Annotated in this window: 18 protein-coding genes; 10 read left to right on the top strand and 8 right to left on the bottom strand. The window is 72.2% G+C overall.

The window, feature by feature from the left end; genetic code table 11:
• The first annotated feature begins 5 nt into the window (after positions 1 to 5).
• Positions 6 to 2,261: an ATP-binding protein gene (locus V1227_RS17470; RefSeq protein WP_329793646.1), complete on the top strand. Its 2,256-nt coding sequence runs from the start codon at positions 6 to 8 to the stop codon at positions 2,259 to 2,261.
• A 4-nt stretch (positions 2,262 to 2,265) separates the two neighbouring features.
• On the opposite strand, the gene V1227_RS17465 is transcribed toward V1227_RS17470, so the two are convergent.
• Positions 2,266 to 2,649 (bottom strand): SsgA family sporulation/cell division regulator, encoded by a 384-nt coding sequence (locus tag V1227_RS17465; protein ID WP_329793645.1) that lies wholly within the window; start codon positions 2,647 to 2,649, stop codon positions 2,266 to 2,268.
• Positions 2,650 to 2,860: 211 nt separating this feature from the next.
• On the opposite strand from V1227_RS17465, the gene V1227_RS17460 reads away from it, so the two are divergent.
• The gene (locus tag V1227_RS17460) at positions 2,861 to 4,810 is read left to right on the top strand and encodes a LuxR C-terminal-related transcriptional regulator (protein ID WP_329793644.1); all 1,950 of its coding nucleotides are present in this window, start codon (positions 2,861 to 2,863) and stop codon (positions 4,808 to 4,810) included.
• Here V1227_RS17460 and V1227_RS17455 read toward each other — a convergent pair.
• The 4 genes from V1227_RS17455 to V1227_RS17440 are packed head-to-tail and all read right to left on the bottom strand — an operon-like array spanning position 4,807 to position 8,445.
• Entirely contained in the window at positions 4,807 to 5,367 is a 561-nt protein-coding gene (locus V1227_RS17455; protein WP_329793643.1) for a helix-turn-helix transcriptional regulator, read from the bottom strand. The genes V1227_RS17460 and V1227_RS17455 overlap by 4 nt on opposite strands.
• Positions 5,364 to 6,110 (bottom strand): MaoC/PaaZ C-terminal domain-containing protein, encoded by a 747-nt coding sequence (locus V1227_RS17450; RefSeq protein WP_329793642.1) that lies wholly within the window; start codon positions 6,108 to 6,110, stop codon positions 5,364 to 5,366. The genes V1227_RS17455 and V1227_RS17450 overlap by 4 nt, the downstream gene beginning before the upstream one ends.
• Before the next feature lie 9 nt (positions 6,111 to 6,119).
• Entirely contained in the window at positions 6,120 to 7,289 is a 1,170-nt protein-coding gene (locus V1227_RS17445; RefSeq protein WP_329793641.1) for an acyl-CoA dehydrogenase family protein, read from the bottom strand.
• A gap of 10 nt (positions 7,290 to 7,299) precedes the next feature.
• Positions 7,300 to 8,445: an acyl-CoA dehydrogenase family protein gene (locus tag V1227_RS17440; RefSeq protein WP_329793640.1), complete on the bottom strand. Its 1,146-nt coding sequence runs from the start codon at positions 8,443 to 8,445 to the stop codon at positions 7,300 to 7,302.
• 40 nt (positions 8,446 to 8,485) lie between these two features.
• Between V1227_RS17440 and V1227_RS17435 the strand changes: the two genes are divergently transcribed.
• The 5 genes from V1227_RS17435 (at position 8,486) to V1227_RS17415 (ending at position 12,047) form a co-directional block, all read left to right on the top strand.
• Positions 8,486 to 9,085 carry a TetR/AcrR family transcriptional regulator gene (locus V1227_RS17435; protein ID WP_236219577.1) on the top strand — a complete coding sequence of 200 codons (600 nt, stop codon included), beginning with the start codon at positions 8,486 to 8,488 and terminating at the stop codon, positions 9,083 to 9,085.
• 9 nt (positions 9,086 to 9,094) lie between these two features.
• Positions 9,095 to 10,102, top strand: coding sequence for a non-homologous end-joining DNA ligase (ligD, locus tag V1227_RS17430; protein WP_329793639.1), 1,008 nt, complete (start codon positions 9,095 to 9,097; stop codon positions 10,100 to 10,102).
• Between the two features lie 34 nt (positions 10,103 to 10,136).
• A complete protein-coding gene (locus V1227_RS17425) occupies positions 10,137 to 10,952 on the top strand; it encodes a phosphotransferase family protein (RefSeq protein ID WP_329793638.1) in 816 nt (271 codons plus the stop codon).
• A gap of 78 nt (positions 10,953 to 11,030) precedes the next feature.
• Complete coding sequence (locus V1227_RS17420; RefSeq protein WP_236219580.1) at positions 11,031 to 11,249, top strand: hypothetical protein; 219 nt, start codon at positions 11,031 to 11,033, stop codon at positions 11,247 to 11,249.
• A 108-nt stretch (positions 11,250 to 11,357) separates the two neighbouring features.
• Positions 11,358 to 12,047 carry a DUF6319 family protein gene (locus tag V1227_RS17415; protein ID WP_329793637.1) on the top strand — a complete coding sequence of 230 codons (690 nt, stop codon included), beginning with the start codon at positions 11,358 to 11,360 and terminating at the stop codon, positions 12,045 to 12,047.
• 314 nt (positions 12,048 to 12,361) lie between these two features.
• On the opposite strand, the gene V1227_RS17410 is transcribed toward V1227_RS17415, so the two are convergent.
• The gene (locus tag V1227_RS17410; RefSeq protein WP_329793636.1) at positions 12,362 to 13,864 is read right to left on the bottom strand and encodes an alpha/beta hydrolase; all 1,503 of its coding nucleotides are present in this window, start codon (positions 13,862 to 13,864) and stop codon (positions 12,362 to 12,364) included.
• 120 nt (positions 13,865 to 13,984) lie between these two features.
• On the opposite strand from V1227_RS17410, the gene V1227_RS17405 reads away from it, so the two are divergent.
• Positions 13,985 to 14,854: an EamA family transporter gene (locus V1227_RS17405; RefSeq protein ID WP_329793635.1), complete on the top strand. Its 870-nt coding sequence runs from the start codon at positions 13,985 to 13,987 to the stop codon at positions 14,852 to 14,854.
• Here V1227_RS17405 and V1227_RS17400 read toward each other — a convergent pair.
• On the bottom strand, positions 14,851 to 15,915 hold the full coding sequence (locus V1227_RS17400) for an ATP-dependent DNA ligase (RefSeq protein WP_329793634.1): 1,065 nt from the start codon (positions 15,913 to 15,915) through the stop codon (positions 14,851 to 14,853). The two genes, V1227_RS17405 and V1227_RS17400, sit on opposite strands and share 4 nt — an antisense overlap.
• A 17-nt stretch (positions 15,916 to 15,932) precedes the next feature.
• Complete coding sequence (locus V1227_RS17395; RefSeq protein WP_329793633.1) at positions 15,933 to 16,586, bottom strand: dihydrofolate reductase family protein; 654 nt, start codon at positions 16,584 to 16,586, stop codon at positions 15,933 to 15,935.
• A 66-nt stretch (positions 16,587 to 16,652) separates the two neighbouring features.
• On the opposite strand from V1227_RS17395, the gene zapE reads away from it, so the two are divergent.
• Together zapE and V1227_RS17385 are read left to right on the top strand one after the other, a co-directional pair.
• Positions 16,653 to 17,645, top strand: a complete 993-nt coding sequence (gene zapE / locus V1227_RS17390) for a cell division protein ZapE (protein ID WP_329793632.1) — start codon at positions 16,653 to 16,655, stop codon at positions 17,643 to 17,645.
• 72 nt (positions 17,646 to 17,717) lie between these two features.
• Positions 17,718 to 17,963: a DUF3040 domain-containing protein gene (locus tag V1227_RS17385; RefSeq protein ID WP_329793630.1), complete on the top strand. Its 246-nt coding sequence runs from the start codon at positions 17,718 to 17,720 to the stop codon at positions 17,961 to 17,963.
• Positions 17,964 to 17,985 lie beyond the last annotated feature (22 nt).

Here is a 17,985-nt window from a genome sequence, read left to right as displayed (position 1 = left end):
GGGGCATGACGTTCGGCGACCGGCTCGTGCGGCACCGCAGGAACGCCGGGTTCAGCCAGGAGGAGCTCAGCGAGCGGTCCGGTGTCAGCGTCCGCGCGATCAGCGACATGGAACGCGGCCGTGCCCGGTCACCGCAGCGCCGCACGACCGAAGCCCTGCTCGACGCGCTGGACCTCGGCGAACGCGACCGCGCCGAGCTGCGCCGCCTCGCGCGGACCGGCGGGGTCGCGCTGACGAGCCCCGTCCGGTCGTTGCCGATGTACGTCGCCGACCTGGTGGGCCGCGACGCCGAACTCGACACCATCGCGGGCAAGCCCCACGGCCTCGTGGTGGTCCACGGCGCGGCGGGCACCGGCAAGACGAGCCTCGCGGTGAGGGCCGCGCATCTGCTGGAGGGCCGGTTTCCGGACGGACAGCTGCTCGTCGACCTCGAAGGTTCTCAGCGACCGCTCCAGCGGCTGCTGAGAGACCTCGGTGTGCCCGCCGAGCACGTGCCGGAGGACGTCAACGGCCAGACGCGGCTCTACCGGTCGTTGGTCGCGGGTAAGCGCCTGCTGCTCGTGCTCGACGGTGCGCGCACGGAGGAAGAGGTCCGCACACTCGGGGCCGATCCGCGGTGCCTCACGATCGTCACGTCCCGCCACCGCCTCGCCGGCCTGGCGGGCGCCACGTGGATCCGGCTCGGCGGTCTCGCGGAACCCTCCGCCCTGGACCTGCTCGCGTCGATCGTCGGGGCGGACCGCGTCGAGGCCGACCGCGAGGCCGCGCGGACGCTCGTCCGGCTGTGCGGGGAGTCGCCGCTCGCGTTGCGGATCGCGGGCAACCGGCTCGCCAGCCGCCCGCGCTGGCCCCTGCGCCACCTCGTCGAGCAGATCGAGGAACGCCGCCTCGCCGCGCTCACGGCGGGCGACCTCGACGTGCGCGGCGCGTTCGAGGTGTCGCTCGCGCACCTGCCGGAGACGGCGCGCCTGGTGTTCCGGCGGCTCGGGCTGCTCGTCGGCACCCACGTGACCCCGGACCTCGCCGCGGAGCTGGCCGGCGTCACCGCCGCCGAGGCCGGGCAGGTGCTGGAGGAGCTCACCGACGTCAGCCTCCTCGACCCGGACGAGCACGGCTACGCGATGCACGGCCTCGTCCGGACGTTCGCCAACGGCCTGATCGACGCCACTGACGACGACGCGCACCGCAGGATGCTCTCCTGGCTGCTGGAGTCGACCGTGGCGGCGGGAGTCCTGTTCGGACAGACGGGGGACGCCCGGCGCGTCCGCCCGCGGGGCAGGGCGTTCCCCGACGTGGTGGCGGCGAGGCGGTGGCTCGACGAGCACCGCGACCTGCTGCCGGAGATCGTCGACCGGGCGCAGGCCAGGGGCCTGCACGACGACGTGGCCCGCGCTGTGATCGCCCTGTCGCACTACGCCGCCATCGAACCGGGCCTGCTCTGGGAACGCGTCTACCGCGCTGCTCTCGCGTCCGCGCACGAGCCGTGGCAGGAGATCGTGGTCCTCGCCCAGCTGGGCTGGGTGCTGTTCGACGTGGCCGGCCGGTCGGGCCCGGCGCTGGAGGTGCTGACCCGCGCCGCGCGGCTCGCCGAGGAGTCGGGGGAGACAGGGCACCTCGGCTGGGTGTGGCTCGTCGCGTCGGCCGCCCACAGCGGGCTCGGCCAGTTCGACGAGGCGGAACGCGTGTGCCTGAAGGCGATCGCGTCGATGCGCGAGCCCGGGGACGAGCACTACGCGCGGTCGGTGCTCGGCGTGCTGTGGCGGTTGATGGGCCGTCCGATCGCCGCCGTGACCGCGCACGAAGAAGTGGCGGAGGAGCAACGCGCCTATGCCCGCGGCATCTACGACTTCTCCGCCCTCGGTCGCACGCTCGGATGGCTCGGCCTCGCGCTGATGGACGCCGACAGGGCGGACGAGGCCGTTGTGGTGCTGATCGAGGCCGAGGACGTCTACCGGCGTGCGCACATGAGGTCGTGGCTTGCGCGCACGTTGCTGCATCGCGCCTTGGCCCATCGTGCCGCCGGGTGCCTGGACGCGTCGGACGACGACCTGGCGCGGGCGCTGGAGGGGTTCCGGGCGATCGGTGACGGGCTCGGCGAGATCGAGATCCTGCGCGCGCTCGCCGACAACGCCGCCTCACGGGGCGACCACGGCGCGGCGCGGCGGCATCTGCGCGACTCGCTCGCGGTGTGCGAGCGGTGGGACACCGACGCCACGCGCGAGATCGCCGCCGAGGTGCGGGAGCACCTGTCCGCGAGGTGACGGGCTAGCGCAGGACGGTGCTCAGGAATGCGTCGGCGTCGAACCGCTCGGAGCCGGGCGGCACCAGCTCGTGGGTCGCGCCCAGGAACTTCCGCAGCGTGCCCGCCGGCACCCGGAACACCGTGACCTGCCGGTCCGAGATCAGCTCCAGCAGCAGCACGCGGCCGGTGACCGGGCGCAGCCGCACGTCGCCTTCGCCCGCCGCCGCGGCCATGCCCTCGGAGATCAGGTCCCTGCCCACGACCCAGGTGGCCACCGAGCCGCCCGCGCGGAACCTCATGGTCACCGCGAACGGGTCGTCCGCCCGGTAGACCAGCTCGGTCTCGACCGGCGCGGTGGTGCCGTCCGGCCGGACGAAGTCGAAGACGGTGCGTGATGTGACCCGCATGGGGGACTCCCGAGTGTGCGCGTGCCTACCTAGAGGAACACGTGGCGGGAGCCGGAACGGTTCACGGTCATCACCGACCGATTGGTCGAGCGGGTTTCGCGTTCATGCCCTGAAGAGCGGTCACCGGTGCTGTGCGAAGGGGCAGAACCGGCGAACTTCTGCCGGTGCTTCTGCATGGTCCCGCGCGGTCGAGGGCGATTTGCTGGACGGCATGGTCGCCCCACCTCGTCCCGGCCTCGTCGACGCCGCCGCGCGCCGGGCGGGCGGCCTGCTCGTGGGGCGTGAGCGGGAGATCGCCGTCTTGACGGACGCGATCAGCAGTGGTGTGCGGTCGTGCGTTGTGCTTGGCGCGACTGGTATGGGCAAGAGCGCGTTGTTGTCGATCGCGTCGTCGATCGCGGTGCGCAGCGGGCTGCGGCCGGTGCGCGGGCTGAGGGCGCAGGCCGGGGCCGACAGCCGCACGGTGCTCGTGGTGGACGACGTCGAGCGGCTGTCCGGGGAGGAGACCGAGCGGCTGGCGCGGTTCCGGGGCGCGGTGCTGGTGGCGGGGGACTGCGATCCGGACACCCTGCCGGTCGTGGACGCCGTGCGGGTGCCCGTGGGGCCGGTCGGGGCCCCGGCGGTGGCCGAGCTGCTCCGGCGCCGGTGCGGCGCCGAGGTCTCGCCGGAGCTCACGCAGCTGTGCTTCGAGTTCAGCGGTGGGGCCCCCGGTGTGCTGAGCGACGTCCTGGACGTCGTCGCGGACGTGTCGGTGTCCTCGTTGCGCGCTCTGCTGCCCGGGCTGAGGCTGCCGCGCCTGCTGCGGGCGGTGCGGCGGAGCTGGGAGGCGCTGGACGCCGACGCGGTGGCGGTCGCGCGGGCGCTCTCGGTGCTGGGGACCGCGTCGCTGGACGTGCTGGGCGAGGTGGCGGGGACGGGGTCGTTCCGGACGCTGGCCGCGTTCGAACGGCTCGTCGACGCCCGCCTCGCCCGCGGTGAGCCGATGCGGGTCCGGTCGCCGGCGCTGCGCCACGCGATCCGGCACGAGATGGCGCCCGAGCCGCGGGAACTCCTGCATCGCGCCGCGGCGGAGGTGATGCACCGGCGGAGCGACCCACCGGCCGCTGTCGCCGAGCACGTCGTGGCGTGCGCGGAACCGCTGAAGGCGTCGTGGGTGGCTCCGCTGCTGCTCGGCGCGGCACGGCTGCACCGGGCTGCCGGACGGCCTGAGCACGCGGTCCGGTGCCTGCGCGCCGCGGTGCGGGAGCCGCTGGACGCCGGGGTCGCGGGGGAGGTCGCGGTGGCCATGGCGGAGCTGCACCTGCGCTGCGGGATCGCGCCCCGGGCCGGCGAGCTCGCCCGGCAGCGGCCCCTCGCCCGCGCGTGGGTCGACGCGGTGGTCCTCGACTGGCAGTGCGACGAGGACGTGCTGAGCCTCGGCGAAACGCCGGTCGTCCCGCCTGATCCGGAACGGGTGCTGCGCTCGCTTCCCCCGAGCGGGCCGGTGGTGCCGTCGCTCGCGCTCGCCGGGCTCGCGCTGCTGCGCACCGGGTCCGAGCACGTGCTGCTGGAGCTGGCGCCGCTGGTGCGGCCGAGGCTCGTGGGGGCGGAGCAGGACTGGCTGACCGCGTGGGTGATGTGGGCGCACCGGGCTCGCGGGGACCACGCCGAGGTGTCGCGGCTCCTGGGCGAGCTGGCCGGGGCGTCACCGTCACGTGGCTGCGCGGCGCTGGGAGCAGCGGCCTTCGTGGCGTCCTGTGTGGACGCTCGACGGCCGGGTGATGCCCGGGAGGTGCTGGTGCGACTGGGGTACACCGGCACGTTGCCGCCTGCGTGGACGTGCGACCTGCTGCTGCACCAGCGCGCCCGCATGCATCTCGCGCTGGGCTCGCCGCGTGCCGCCGTGGCCGACGCCGAACGGGCCGGCGCCACCGAGGTGGTGGAGCAGGCGAGGGCGGCCCTGTCCCGTCCCGCACGGCCGGTGCGCCCGGCGGCGTGGGACGAGCTGACGCCGCACGAGTCGCGAATCGTCCTGCTGGCGCTGCAAGGGCGGACGAACCGGGAGATCGCCGAGCGGTTCGGCGTGACGCGGCGGGCGGTCGAGCTGCACCTGACCCGCGTCTACCGCAAGGCCGGGATCGGCAGGCGGGTGCAGCTCTCGTCCGTCTTCGGTTCCGGCTAGAGCAGGCCGGAGCGCAAGGCCCACGCCACCGCGTGCACCCGGTTGCGCCGACCGAACCGTTCCAGGAGCTGGTGCAGCGCGTACTTCACGGTCCGTTCCGAGCAGAACAGCCGTGCGGCGACCTCGGCGATCGTGGCGCCGTCGGCCAGCAGCCGCAGCAGCCGCAGGTCGCGGTCGTTCAGCACCGGGGACCGCTCCTGCACGGCTTGGCCGCCGACGAGCAGCTTGACCAGGCGTTCGGCGTTGACGTCGGCGCGCCGCAGGGGCACCGGCAGCCCGGCCTGGGCGGCGATGGACGGGGTGAGGTCGTGCACGCGCGCGGCGATCACCACGATCCGGGGGGAACCGCAGGCCCGCAGCCGGGCGGCCTGCTGGGCGCACAGCTCGTTCACCAGGGCCAGCAGCACCTGCGCGGCGGAGCGGTCCTGGACCACCCGCACCCGCGGTGAGCTGTTCAGCAGGTGCGTCACACCGGCCGCGCTGATCAGGTCTCGGGACTCCACCGCCACGCGCACCGGTTCGATCCCGGAGTCCACGGTTGCCAGGGCACCACTCATGACACGATCGTGCGAACCTCCGGGCCGCGCCCCGCTTCGGAAAGCCGAACCGTTCCGATGAGGACCTGCTTCCCGTCGACGAGCGTGCGGAACTCGCCGGTGGGCCAGCGTTCGACCCGCAGCAGGTCGCCCGGCAGGACGGGGGCGGTGAAGCGGGCGTGCAGCTCGGTGAAGTCGAGGCCGCGCACGGTGATCCCGAGCGTGCAGAGGCCGTGCAGGATCGGCCCGGGGAACCCGGCGCGCCGGGCGAACTCCGGGTCGGTGTGCATCGGGTTCACGTCACCGGTCTCGCGGTACAGCAGCGCCTGGTTCCCCGCGGTCTGGAAGAAGCCGGCCTCCGGCGGTTCGCCGGGAACGGTGAACTCGCGGGTCTCGCCGCGTTCACCGCCGAAACCGCCCTCGCCCTTGACGAAGCACGACGACCGGGTGGTCGCGAACTCCGACTCCCACCTGCTGACGACCAGGGCGCCCGAGCCCTTGTCGTAGATGTTCTCGACCGTCTTGGTGACGGTCACCGGGAGGCCCGGGTGAAGCCCTCGGTGCAGCCACAGCGACTGCTCGGCGTGCAGGACCCGGGTCATGTCGGCGCCGGTCAGGCCGAGCTGCGGGCCACCGTGCTGCAGCAGCGGGATGGCGAACGCGGGGGAGAAGCCGCCCACGGCCGCCGCGTACACCTCGGCGTCGCGGACCGACCAGGTGCGGACCTGCCGGTCGACGACGCCGAGGATGCCGTGGTCGAGCACGAGCTCAAGCTAGCCGAGCGTGCCCCGCACGCTCGCGTGGCCCTTGAGCAGGTTGCGCGCGATCGTGCGGCGCTGGATCTCGTCGGTGCCCTCGTAGATGCGCAGCAGGCGCAGCTCGCGGTACCAGCGCTCGATCGGCAGCTCGCGGGTGTAGCCCATGCCGCCGTGGATCTGCAGCACGCGGTCGACGATCTCGTTGGCCTTGATGCCGCCGTAGAGCTTGGCGATCGACTGCGCCTGCCGCGAGTCCTGCTTCTGGTCGACGAGCCACGCGGCGTGCAGCACGAGCCAGCGCAGCGCCTCGATCTCGACCGCGGAGTCGGCGATCATCCACTGGATGGCCTGGTACTCGGCGATGGGCTTGCCGAACGTGACGCGGTTGCGGGCCTGCTCGACCGCCATCTCGACGAGCCGCTCGACGCTGCCGAGCGCGCGGGCGGGCAGCAGGTAGCGGCCCTGGCCGATCCACTGCATCGCCAGGTGGAAGCCCTTGCCCTCCTCGCCGAGGATGTTCTCGTGCGGCACGCGGACGTTGTCGAACACGAGCGCCGCCGGGCCCCACTGGCCCATGGTCGGGATCGGCTCGGACTTCCAGCCCATGTCGCGGTCGACGAGGAAGCACGTGACGCCGCCGTCGGCGCCCTTCTCCTTGTCGGTGACGGCGAACACCATCACGAAGTCGGCCTCGTTGCCCTGCGTGATGAACGTCTTCTCGCCGTTGATCACCCACTCGTCGCCGTCCCGGACGGCGGACGTGCGGATGGCCTTCGCGTCACTGCCGGCGCCCGGCTCGGTGATCGCGAAGCACGAGACGCGTTCGCCGGAGATCGTCGGCAGCAGGTAGCGCTGCTTCTGCTCCTCGTTGCCGTGGAACAGGATGTTGTCCGCGTAACCGCCGAAGCGGAACGGCACGAAGCTGCGGCCCAGCTCCGCCTCGATGAGCGCGGTCATCATCGCGCCGAGGCCCATGCCGCCGTACTCCTGCGGCGTCAGCACGCCGAAGAACCCGGCCTGCTTGGCCTTGTCCTGCAACGCCTTCAGCTCGTCCCGGCCCAGACCCGGCCGGCCCGCGCGCTCGCGGCGCAGCACCTCGGGCTCGAGCGGGACGATCTCCTTGCGCACGAAGGTCCGCACCCAGTCGCGGATCTCCTTCTGCTCTTCGTCGAGCGTGAAGTCCATTGCTTTCCTTTCAGACGAACGCGTTCACGCCCGTGAGCGCGCGGCCGATGAGCAGTTTCTGGATCTGGCTGGTGCCCTCGTAGAGGGTGGTGACGCGGGCGTCCCGGAGGTACTTGCCCACCGGGTACTCGTCGATGTAGCCGTAGCCGCCGAAGACCTGGATGGCGTTGTTGGCGACCTTCACCGCGGCCTCGCTGGCGAACAGCTTGGCCATGGACGCCTCGGTGCCGAACGGCTGACCCCTGTCGGCGAGGTCGGCGACGCGCCAGGTCAGCAGCCTCGCGGCGTCGGTCTCCACGGCCATGTCGGCGAGGAGTTCCTGCACGAGCTGGAACCCCGCGATGGGCTTGCCGAACTGCTCGCGTTCCCCGGCGTACCGGAGCGCGGCTTCCAGCGCACCCCTGGCGGCACCGACGCAGCCCGCCGCGACGGACATCCGGCCCTTGTCCAGGGCGCCCATCGCGAGCTTGAAGCCCTGGTCGCTGAGCAGGGCGTCGTCGGGCACCTCGACGTCGTCGAGGGTGATCTCGGCGGTGGCCTGGCCCCGCATGCCGAGCTTGCCCTTGATCTCGGTGGCGTGGAAACCCTCGGAGTCGGTGGGGACGAGGAACGCCGAGATGCCCTTCGGGCCCGGTCCGCCGGTCCTCGCGAACACGAGTGCGACGTCCGCCCACGTGCCGTTGGTGATGAAGACCTTGCGGCCGGTGATGCGGTAGCCGCCGCCGGTCTTCGCGGCCTTGGTGACGAGGCTGCCCGCGTCGCTGCCGGTGCCGGGTTCGGTGAGCGCGAAGCACCCGACCTGCGAGCCCGACGTGAGGCCGGGCAGCCAGCGCTGCTTCTGCTCCTCGGTGCCGTGCCGCGCGATCGACTTCGCGACCAGCCCGAGCGAGACGGAGATGATCCCCCTGACCGCCGAGTCGCCGCGCGCCACCTCCTCGAGCACGAGGCAGTAGGCGAGGTTGTCGCCCCCGGACCCGCCGTAGCGCTCGTCGATGCCGAGCCCGAGGAACCCGACCTCGCCCAGCGCCGGCACGAGGTCCCTGTCGATGGCCTCCTCGCGGTCCCACCGCGTGGCGTGGGGGACGATGCGGTCGTCGGTGAATCGCCGGGCCAGCTCCCTGAGCTGCCGGTGTTCGTCCGAAAGCGTTAGATCCACAGGCCCTCCCGACTAACCGAACAGTGTTAGGTTAACTCACATGCCCCGGCCGAGCACCCCTCTGCTGAGTCCCGACCGCATCAGGTCGGTGGCCCTGGCCATCATCGACCGCGACGGCCTCGACGGCCTGTCCATGCGCAAGCTCGCCGCCGAGCTCGGCGTGCAGGCCGCGTCGCTCTACGGGCACGTCCGCACCAAGGACCAGCTGCTCAACGACATCGCGTCCAGCATCCTGTCCACGGTCGACGTCACGGGCTTCTCCGACGGCTGGCGAGAAGGCCTGATCAGGTGCGCGCGCTCGTACCGCGCGGCACTGTCGTCGCACCCCAACATCGTCCCGTTCCTCGCCTACGGCCCGGCGGGCCGCGCCGAGTCGCTGCAGCGCCTCGACCTCCTGCACGGCGCGCTGGTCGACGCGGGCTGGTCGCGCCGCGAGGCCACGATGATCGCCGCCGGCCTGATGTACATCGTGTTCGGCTCGGCGCTGAGCTCGTTCTCGAGCGGTTTCTCCGCCGACCCCGCCGACTACGCGGACCGCTACCCGCACCTCGACCGCGCCCACCTGCTCCCCGGCGTCGCCCGCGAGCTCGACCGCGACAGCTTCGAGCTGGCGCTCGCGGCGTTCGTGCGCGGCCTCTAGGGTTTCCCCGTGGCTGCCAAGTCGAAGGCGATCGAGCTCGAAGTCGGTGACCAGCTCGTGCGGGTGTCCAACCCGGACAAGCCGTACTTCCCCGCGCGCGGCATCACCAAGGGGCAGGTGGTCGAGTACTACCGCACCGTCGCCCCGGTCCTGCTGTCCGTGCTGCGCGACCGCCCGGTCGTCCTGAAGCGCTACGTCGACGGCGTCGAGGGCGAGGCGTTCTACCAGAAGCGCGTGCCCAAGGGCGCGCCCGAGTACGTCGAGACCGTGCAGGTCCGCTTCCCCTCCGGCCGCCCCGCCGACGAGATCTGCCCGACCTCCGAGGCGGTGGTCGTCTGGGCCGCGAACCTCGGCACGTTCGACTTCCACCCGTGGCCCGTGCGCCGGCCGGACGTCGACCACCCCGACGAGCTGCGCATCGACCTCGACCCGCAACCGGGCACCGGCTTCTCCGACGCCGCCCGCGTGGCCGAGGTGCTGCGCGAGGTCCTGGCCGACGCCGGCCTCACCGGCTACCCGAAGACCTCCGGCGGCCGCGGCATCCACGTGGCCGTGCGCATCCGCCCGGACTGGGACTTCGTCGACGTGCGCCACGCCGTCATCGCCCTGGCCCGCGAGGTGGAGAAGCGGGCGCCGTCCCTCGCGACCTCGGCGTGGTGGAAGGAGGAACGCGGCTCACGGGTCTTCATCGACTTCAACCAGGCCGCGCGCGACCGCACCATCGCCTCGGCCTGGTCGGTGCGCGGAACGGCCCGCGCCACCGTCTCGACGCCGGTCACCTGGGACGAGCTGTCCACTGTGGATCCCGACGACTTCGACGTGCTGACGGTGCCGAAGTACCTGCAGGAGCGCGGGGACCCGCACGCCGCGCTGGATTCCGAGGCGTTCGGGATCGAGACCCTGCTGGAGTGGTACGCGGCGGATCCGCGCGGGGAGATGCCGTATCCGCCGGACTACCCGAAGATGCCGGGCGAGCCCATGCGGGTGCAGCCTTCGCGGGCCCGCAAGCAGGAGTGACCCGCGCGCGTCGGTGGTCGGGCAGGATCGCGGCATGGATCTTTCCGTCCGCGGCGCCGAGTCGTTGCGCGACCGCCTCGGCCTGCGCGGTGACGTGGTGCGGTTCGCCGGGGGCTCGCTGCCCGTCTTCGCCGTCGGCGGCGAGCTGGTGCTGAAGCTGTTCCCGCCGCAGTTCCACGGCGAGGCGCCGGTCGAGGTCGCGGTGATGGAGGCGTTGCACGGCAAGCTGCCCGTGCCGACGCCTCGGCTGCACGCGACGGGGTTGCTCGACGACTGGGCGTACGTGGTGATGTCGCGGTTGCACGGCAGGGAACCCGATGTGCCGGACGTGGAGGTCGCCGCGCGGGTCGGTGAGGTGTTGCGGGTGTTGCACGGCGTCGAGCCCCCCGCGGTGCTCGGGCCCGCGGACTGGACGGCGTTCGTGGCGCAGCGGCGGGCTGCTTGCGTTGAGCAGCAACGCAAGCGTGGGCTGGGTGAGCGGTGGCTGGAGCAGATCCCGGAGTTCCTCGGCGGTGTGGACCTCGGTGCCGAGCCGCCGGTGTTGGTGCACACCGAGGTGATGAGCGCGCACCTGTTGTGGCGGGAGGGGGAGCTGAGCGGGCTGTTCGACTTCGAACCGGCGGTGCGCGGGGCGTTCGAGTACGAGTTCGCGAGCGTCGGCGTCTTCGTGACGAAAGGCGATCGCCGGTGCTGGCAGGCCTTGGTGGAAGCGTATGGGCGGGTTCCTGACGCTCGGCGTGTGATGGCTTACGCGCTGTTGCACGTGTACTCGAACATGCCGTGGTACATGCGTGGGATGCCTGCCGGCGAAACGTTCGACGACCTGGCCGTGCGGTGGTTCGGGGCGTGAGTGAGCCAACTGGCTGGATCGGGACGGATCCAAGCCGCGACCTCGTAGACTGGACAAAACGCGCGAGAGGAGGTCGCCGTGTCACAGCCCTATGTCGTCCGGTACGTCGGCGGTCCTCTCGACGGCCGGGTGGACTCGCTGCCGTCCACGCCGGATGTCCCGAAGCAGACGGTGACGTACGTGCACCTGCACGGCGGGCCCAAGATCGTGCACGTGTACGAGCTGTCGTACACCGTCGAGTACGGGTGCGAATACCGGCTTCGCGTCGTCGAGACCGAAGAGGCCGAAGAGGCCTGAGCGCGCCCCGCGCCGCTTGATGATCTTGCCGGCGACCCGGTGCTCAGAAATGTCAGGGGTGTAGGGCATGCTGGGGCACAGGTGTTCGAACGGTGGGGAGGCAGCGCGATGGCGAAGAAGAGCGGGTTGTCGGCGGAGGACGTCGACAGCCTGCGCTCGCAGTTGAACGAAGGCACTCAGCCGATGGTGTGGTTCACAGCGGCCGCCGTGGGCATGGAGGCGGGCAGGTCGGCGAAGCTGCTCGCGTTCACCGAGCCCGAGGAGGGCGACTTCATCCAGGTCCGGCCCACGGGGTCGAAGGACGAGATGTCGTTCTCCCCGGCCGAGTTGACGCTGGAGAAGCCCCCGCCGCGCAAGAAGCCGGCCACCCCGCCCCCTGCGCCCCCGGAGCCGTCGCGGGAGACTGAGATCATCCACCCCTACGTCCCGGAGGCGCCGGTGAAGACTGCGGCCCCCAAACCGAAGCCCGCCCCGGCGCCGGTCGAGGCGGCGGCGCCGAAGCCCGCCGCGCGCAAGGCCTCCGGCAAGGGCTCCACGCCCGAGGTCACCGTGACACTGGTGACGACGGGTGAGGGCGAGTGGACCGTCGAGGTGTTGCAGGGCAGCCGCAAGGCGGTCCGCCCGACCCCGGTGTCCCCGGCCGCCGTGGCGCAGGCCGCGAAGCTGCTCACGCCCGAGGTGTCCGAGATCGTCGAGGGCGTCCTGAACGCGGCGCGTGCCCAGCAGCTGGCCCGCGTGGAGCAGTTGCGCGCCGAGTTGGAGGCGGCCCAGAAGGCCCTGGACGAGCTGGGCGCGTAGCGGTATCACTCGCTGCGACGCCCCGGTGGTTGTCCGCACGCGTTCGGGTGAGAGGGGTTCCCAGGGCCGGTGCCGGAGCGGACCGTGGTGAGCGCGGAGGTCCCGCGCAGGTCCGGCTTGGAGGACGGGGAGGCCCTGATGGGTACGTGTGGGTGCTGTTCCGGGTGCACGGGGCCCGGCTGCGGCTGCTGTTCGAGCTGCTGACACGAGATTCGGGCGGGGAGCCCTCGCGTTGTGGTCACGCGAGAGGCTCCCTGCGCCATGTCCGCCGGTAAAGCCTCAGCAGACCTGTTGCGGGACAACGGGCCTGACCATCACGGCGGGCAGACGGTGCCGTTCGACGGCACCTTCGCGTCGATCAGGTAGTCCTTCACGGCCGTGGTGGCACAGCCCGAGAGCGTCAGGGCGCCGTGCCCGCTGCCCTGCCACCCGACCAGCACCGCACCCGGCAACCGCTGCGCCGCGTGCTCGGTGCCCGGCGCGGGGGTGGAGACGTCGTTGGCCGTGCTCAGCACCACGATCGGCGGCGCGCTCTTCAGCGCATCGACCTTCTCGGCCTTGGGCGGCGGGAACGGGTTGCAGTGCAGCAGCTGGCGGGCGAACACGGCGCCGAACAGCGCGTGCTTGTCCTGCCAGTCCGCGGCCAGTGCCTTCACCCGGTCCGGCGGGATGCGGGTGGAGGTGTCGTTGCAGCCGATGATCAGGCCCGCGTCGAAGCGTGGAGGGTTCTCGTCGAGGTCGTTCACCACCGGGTCGAGCAGGGCGAACAGGCCGGAGGCGTCGCCGGCGCGGGCCTTCACCACGGCGTCGGCGAGCGCGGGCCAGCGAGTCCGGTCGGCGAGGCCCAGCAGGATCGCGTTCAGCGCGGAGCCCGGGGTCAGGTCGACGTACTCGCCGCGCAGGCGTCCGTTGCGCAGCTGGGTGAGAAGTGCGGAGACGTCCTCACGGGGGTTCGCGAGAGCGCAGCCGCGCGTCTTGCAGTCGCGGGCGAACGCTTCGAACGTCGCTTCGGCCGCCACGGCACGGGACTCGAGCACGCCGACCTGGTCGAGCGTCGGGTCCGGGGCGCCGTCGAGGACGGTGCGGCCGATGCGGTTCGGGTAGCGCTGCGCGTACGTCGTGATGACGCGCGAGCCCTCGCCGAAGCCGAGGGCGTTGAGGCGGTCGGAGCCGAGGGAGTCGCGGAGGCGTTCCAGGTCGGCGGCGGCGCGCCACGAGTCGAACGCGGTCAGCCTGCCCTCCAGGTCGAGCACGCACTCCTGCGACGCCTCACCGGCGGCGACGACGAGGTTCGACTGCTCGGTCTCGGCGGGGTCGTACTCGACGAGCTGTGCGCGCGTGGCCTGCGGAACGCACGACAGGCCGTCCGAACGGCCCGTGCCGCGGCGGTCCATGCCGATGATCGTGTACGTGCTGAGGACCTCCTTCGGCAACGCCGCCGCGAGCCGCGCGGCCTTCAGCGTGCCGGGCTCGCCGCCGGGGTCGTTCACGACGACCAGCGCGCTCTTGCCGGTGCCGACGCGCATCAGCGCGATGCCGAGCGTGCCGCGGCCGGGACGTCCCGGCGGGTCGAGCACGACGGTCATGCGCGAGCACTCGTAGGTCTGGTCGCCCTGGGGCGCGTTGGCGCCGAGGCGGTCCTTCATCTGCTCGTCGCACGCCGACCACGCCAGCGAGTCCTTTTTGAACTCGCCGAGCGGGGGCACTGGCTGCGGCCCGGCGAGCGTGCTCTGGTCGAAGGGCCGGTTCTCGTCGCCCTTCACCGCGATCACCGGCCGGGTCGACGGCCCCGCGCTGCACGCCGTCAGCACGCTCACTGCCAGTAGGGCCAAGGCAGCGCGACGCACAGATGTCCTCACTCTCGTTCACGGTCCGGGTGGTGAGCGTCGCACGCGGAAGGTGAGAACGCGGTGAGTCGATGAGCCAGGATGGAGACCATGGCTCACGCTGACCGGCTTCCCGTCGCCCGGTTCCTGGGCGGCATCCCGCCGACGGCACTCGTGCTGCTGGGGATCGTCAGCGTGCAGGTGGGCGCGGCCGTCGCGAAGCAGCTGTTCGCGACGGCGGGCGCGGTCGGCACGGTGACGTTGCGACTGGTCGTCGCGGCGGTCGTGCTCGTCGCGATCTGGCGGCCGTCGCTGCGGATGGACCGCCGCACGCTGACCGTCGTCCTCACCTACGGCGTGGTGCTCGCGGGGATGAACCTCTGCTTCTACTCCGCGATCGAACGCATCCCGCTCGGCGCGGCCGTCACCATCGAGTTCCTCGGACCGCTCGCGGTGGCGGTCGCGGGGTCGCGGCGCTGGCTCGACGGCCTGTGGGTGCTGCTCGCGGGCGCCGGCGTGGTGCTGCTCACGCGCGTGCAGGGCGGTCTGCTGTGGACGGGTGTGCTGTTCGCGCTGGCCGCGGGCGCGCTGTGGGCGGCGTACATCCTCGTGACGGCCAAGCTCGGCAGCACCACCAGCGACGGCAAGGGCCTCGCGCTCGCGATGGTCGTCGGGGCGGCGGTCGCGCTGCCGTTCGGCGTCACCTCGGCCGGCACGGCGCTGCTCGACCCGGTGGTGCTGGCGGCGGCCGTGGCCGTCGCGCTGATGTCGTCGGTGATCCCGTACTCGCTGGAGCTGGAGGCGTTGCGGCGCATGCCGCCGCGCGTGTTCGGCATCCTGATGTCGCTCGAGCCGGCGGTGGCCGCGGTCGCGGGCCTGCTGCTGCTCGGCGAGCACCTCGCACCGGCGCAGTGGGTCGCCGTCTGCTGCGTCGTGATCGCGTCCGTGGGAGCGACCAGGTCCGCGAGACCCGAGGTCTAACGGGCGCGCAGCTCCCCTTTGAGCACGGAGGCGACGTCGTAGCGGGCCGGGATCTCCAGCTGGTCGTAGCGGCACGACAGCGGCTCGCGGTCCGGGCGCCACCGCGCGAACTGGCCGTTGTGCCGCAGCCGCACCGGCTGCTCGCCCTCGGTCTGGGTGTAGTGGATCTCCAGCACCCGTTCGGGGCGCAACGCCACGTACTCGGCCTGCTTGCCGCGCCACCGGTTGATCTCGCCGGGAATCCGCTGGCCGGGCCGCGGGTCCGCCCACGGGTGCTCCGGCGACTCGGTGATCAGCGGCGCCAGCTCAGCGGCCAGCTCACGGCGTTCGGCCGCCTTGAACGAGCCGCAGACGCCGATGTGGTGCAGCAGGTCGTTCGAGTCGTAGACGCCGAGCAGCAGCGAGCCGACGGCCGTGCCGGGCTCGGTGTCCTTGTGCCAGCGCAGCCCCGCGAGCACCACGTCGGCGGTGCGGGCGTGCTTCACCTTGATCATCGACCGCTTGCCCGGCGTGTACGGGCCGTCCGCCGGCTTGCCCATGACGCCGTCCAGCCCGGCGCCCTCGAACAGCGCGAACCACTGCCTCGCCGTCTCGGCCGACGTCGTCGCCGGGGTGACGTTGAGGCCGGGCAGCGCGAGCAGCGCCTCGCGCCGCGCCACCGTCGGTGACTCCAGCAGCACCTCGGACCCGAGCGCGAGCAGGTCGAACGCGACGAACGTGGCCGGCGTCGACTCCGACAGCATCGTCACCCGCGAGGCCGCCGGGTGGATGCGCTCGGACAGCGCGTCGAAGTCCAGCTCGTCGTTCTTCGCGACCACCAGCTCGCCGTCGACGACGACGCGCTCGGGCAGCACCTCGAGCATCGAGGCGACGACCTCGGGGAAGTAGCGGTTGAGCGGCTTGCCGCTGCGCGACTGCAGGAGGACCTCGTCGCCGGAGCGGAACACCACGCAGCGGAAGCCGTCCCACTTCGGTTCGAACAGCAGGTCGGCGGTGTCCGGTATGCCGTCCACCGCGGTCGCGAGCATCGGCTGCAGCGGAGGCGTGAGCGGGAGGTCCACGCGGACATCCTGCCTCTTCAGCCGGAATCGCGCCGCCGGTACCGCAACAACAACACGTCGTCCTCGCGCAGCACCGACTCGAGCGCCAGGTCGACCGGGGGCACCACCGGGCCGTGGGCGATCCGGGACGCGTCGCCGACCGCCAGCACCGGTGACAGGGTCAGGTTCAGCGCGTCCACGAGCCCCTCGGCCACCATCGTCCCGAACAGCCGGGGACCCCCTTCGAGGTCGATTCGGTGCAGCCCGCGCGCCGCGAGCTCGGCGACGGCCACGTTCAGGTCCACCTCCTGCTCCCCGGCGATGACCACGTCGGCGGGTAGCGGCGGCATCCGCGCGGCCTCGGTGGTGATCACGATCGGCGGCACGGACGTGTCGGTGAACAGCGGCAGGTCCGGCGTCAGCGTCCCGCGCGCCGTCACCACGGCGATCGGCAGCGGCGTGGCCCTCCGCGCGCCCCGGTAGCCCTCAGCCAGCACCGTGCCGGCGCCCACCAGCACCACGTCGGCGAGCTCGCGGCCCAGCAGGTAGATCTTCTTGTCCGCCGGCGAACCGAGCCCCGCCGAGCGCCCGTCGACCGACACCGAGCCGTCGGCGCTCGACACGAAGTTCGCGGTCACCCAGGTCCGGCCCCGCGGGTAGGCGTAGAGCGACTCCAGTGCTGTGTCGGTCATCTCAACGCCCGGTGAGGGCCACAACATCTCCACGAACCCATCCCACCACGCCGATAAGGTGCGGGCATGCGCTTGTCCGACCGGGATCCCCAGATCGGTGCCGACGAACTGGTGGAGAGCCTGGTCCCCCCACCGAGGTTCGACCACGTCAGCTTCGACAGCTACCTCCCCAACCCGGACGAGCCCAGCCAGGCCGCCGCGGTCGAGGCCGGCCGCCTGTTCGCCGCACGCGTCAGCACCCGGCGCAAGAAGTGGTCGCTCTTCGGCGGCAGGGCCGAGGACGAGGGCAAGCTCGGCCTCTACCTCGACGGCGGCTTCGGCGTCGGCAAGACCCACCTGCTCGCCTCGCTCTGGCACGCCGTGCCGGGCCCGAAGGCGTACGGCACGTTCGTCGAGCTGACGAACCTGGTCGGCGTCCTGACGTTCCCCGAGGCGGTCCGGCGCCTGAGCGGCCACAAGCTCCTCGCGATCGACGAGTTCGAGCTCGACGACCCGGGTGACACGATGCTGGTCACGCGCCTGATCAAGGAGCTGGTCGCGGCCGGCGTGCACGTCGCCGCCACGTCCAACACGCTGCCCGACAAGCTCGGCGAGGGCCGGTTCGCCGCCGCCGACTTCCTGCGCGAGATCCAGTCGATGTCGTCGAAGTTCGACGTCGTGCGCGTCGACGGCCCCGACTACCGCCACCGCGGCCTGCCCGACGCCCCGCCGCCGATGTCGGACTCCGAGCTGGTCACGAAGGCCGCGAACACGCAGGGCGGGACCCTCGACGACTTCGACGACCTGTGCGCGGCGCTCGCCCGCATCCACCCGTCGAAGTACGGCCGGCTCGTCGACGGCGTCACCGCGGTGCACCTGAAGAACGTCAAACCCGCACCGGACCAGTCCGTCGCGCTGCGGCTCGTCGCGTTGGGCGACCGGCTCTACGACCGCGACATCCCGGTCGCGGTGTCGGGCCAGCCGCTCTCGGACCTCTTCACCGACGAGATGCTCCGGGGCGGCTACCGGAAGAAGTACCTGCGCGCTGTCAGCCGATTGGTCGCACTGTCCCGGGTTTGACTCCCGCGGCGTTCGAGTATCCACTGGTTACGGGCGGGAATGATGACGTCCCGACGTCTTCCGGAGGCACCCATGCTGAGTGAAGCCGAGCGCCGCTCGCTGAAGGAGATCGAACAGCGGTTGTTGGCGGACGAACCGAGATTGGCCCGCACCATGAACCGCCAGGTGCGGCCCTGGCTGTTCTACTCCCTCCTGCTCGTCTTCGGTGGGCTCACGGTGCTGCTGACGGTGATCGGGGCGTTCGGCGCCGCGTTCCAGTGCCTGCTGGTCACCGCGGCGGCGCTGGTGCTGCACAGGCACCCGATCCGCCTCCGGTAGCCGGAAACTCGCTGGCGCCCGC

The organism is Lentzea sp. DG1S-22 (assembly GCF_036321065.1).
Taxonomy (GTDB): domain Bacteria; phylum Actinomycetota; class Actinomycetes; order Mycobacteriales; family Pseudonocardiaceae; genus Lentzea; species Lentzea jiangxiensis.
Note: the sequence above shows the minus strand (reverse complement) of the source record. Positions and strands in the feature narration are given on the sequence as shown.

Coding starts and splice junctions, on each gene's coding strand:
- V1227_RS17470 (WP_329793646.1), top strand. CDS start 6: ATGACGTTCGGCGACCGGCTCGTGCGGCACCGCAGGAACGCCGGGTTC.
- V1227_RS17465 (WP_329793645.1), bottom strand. CDS start 2,649: ATGCGGGTCACATCACGCACCGTCTTCGACTTCGTCCGGCCGGACGGC.
- V1227_RS17460 (WP_329793644.1), top strand. CDS start 2,861: ATGGTCGCCCCACCTCGTCCCGGCCTCGTCGACGCCGCCGCGCGCCGG.
- V1227_RS17455 (WP_329793643.1), bottom strand. CDS start 5,367: ATGAGTGGTGCCCTGGCAACCGTGGACTCCGGGATCGAACCGGTGCGC.
- V1227_RS17445 (WP_329793641.1), bottom strand. CDS start 7,289: ATGGACTTCACGCTCGACGAAGAGCAGAAGGAGATCCGCGACTGGGTG.
- V1227_RS17435 (WP_236219577.1), top strand. CDS start 8,486: ATGCCCCGGCCGAGCACCCCTCTGCTGAGTCCCGACCGCATCAGGTCG.
- V1227_RS17425 (WP_329793638.1), top strand. CDS start 10,137: ATGGATCTTTCCGTCCGCGGCGCCGAGTCGTTGCGCGACCGCCTCGGC.
- V1227_RS17415 (WP_329793637.1), top strand. CDS start 11,358: ATGGCGAAGAAGAGCGGGTTGTCGGCGGAGGACGTCGACAGCCTGCGC.
- V1227_RS17405 (WP_329793635.1), top strand. CDS start 13,985: ATGGCTCACGCTGACCGGCTTCCCGTCGCCCGGTTCCTGGGCGGCATC.
- V1227_RS17395 (WP_329793633.1), bottom strand. CDS start 16,586: ATGACCGACACAGCACTGGAGTCGCTCTACGCCTACCCGCGGGGCCGG.
- zapE (WP_329793632.1), top strand. CDS start 16,653: ATGCGCTTGTCCGACCGGGATCCCCAGATCGGTGCCGACGAACTGGTG.
- V1227_RS17385 (WP_329793630.1), top strand. CDS start 17,718: ATGCTGAGTGAAGCCGAGCGCCGCTCGCTGAAGGAGATCGAACAGCGG.